General features: G+C 71.1%; 2 protein-coding genes. Both read left to right on the top strand.

The window, feature by feature from the left end; all coding sequences use genetic code 11:
- Positions 1-541: Mu transposase domain-containing protein (locus ACYVIH_RS12210; protein ID WP_460869723.1), on the top strand; the 541-nt coding region annotated here is incomplete at its 5' end.
- Positions 538-911 (top strand): ATP-binding protein (locus ACYVIH_RS12205; protein WP_460869721.1); only part of this gene is annotated, 374 nt, incomplete at its 3' end. The genes ACYVIH_RS12210 and ACYVIH_RS12205, both read left to right, overlap by 4 nt.

The following is a 911-nucleotide window of genomic DNA, read 5'->3' as shown; positions in this document are numbered from 1 at the left end:
CCGCGGCGACGCTCGGCTGCGTGCGGCTGGACCGGGCGGCAAGGCGAGCGTGCTCACCATCGCCGAGCGTGAGCCGTTGGCGCCGGTGCCGGCCTCGCCGTTCCCCGCGACGATCACCGAGGAGCGGACCGTGTCCGCCCAGGCGCTGGTCGCCTGGCGCGGCAACTTCTACTCCGTCCCACCCGAGCTCGCTCGTGCCCAGGTCGTCGTGTCCCAGCGGCTCGGTGCCCAGCACCTCGACATCGCCACCCTCGGCGACATCGTGGTCGCCCGCCACGAGCTCGCGCCCGACGGCGCCGGGGTGATGGTCCGCGACCACGGCCACGTGATCGCCCTCGAGCAGCACGTGCTCGCCGGCCACGACACCAGCAGACCCCACCGGCGCAAGGAACGCATCCCACCCGGGCCAGCCGCCCGCGCGGCCGCCGACGTGCTCCGCGCCGCCCAGCAACCCACCGATGTCGTCGCCGAACACGACGACGTGGTGATCGACCTGTCCAAGTACGACCGAGCAGCAACCGGAAGGAACACCCTCACGTGACCAACCCGATCAACACCGACCCGATGACCGTGCCGATGACAGGCAGCCAGGCCAGCCTCTACCAGCAGCTGCGTGGCCACCTCGCCACCTTGAAGCTCACCGCCGCAGCCGAGCACCTGCCCAGCGTGCTCGCCCAAGCCGAGGAAGAGCAGTGGTCGATGACCGCCACGCTGGAGCACCTGCTGGCCCGCGAGGTCGAGGCCACCGAAGCACGCAAGCTCGCCGGCAGACTCAGGTTCGCCTCCCTACCCACCCCCGCGACCCTGGCCGACTTCGACTTCGACGCCGCTCCCGGCGTGGACCCCAAGCTCATCAACGAGCTCGCGACGTGTCGCTACCTCGAGTCCGCCACCAACGTGCTGCTGATCGG

This window comes from Nocardioides pakistanensis, assembly GCF_054781215.1.
Note: the sequence above shows the minus strand (reverse complement) of the source record. Positions and strands in the feature narration are given on the sequence as shown.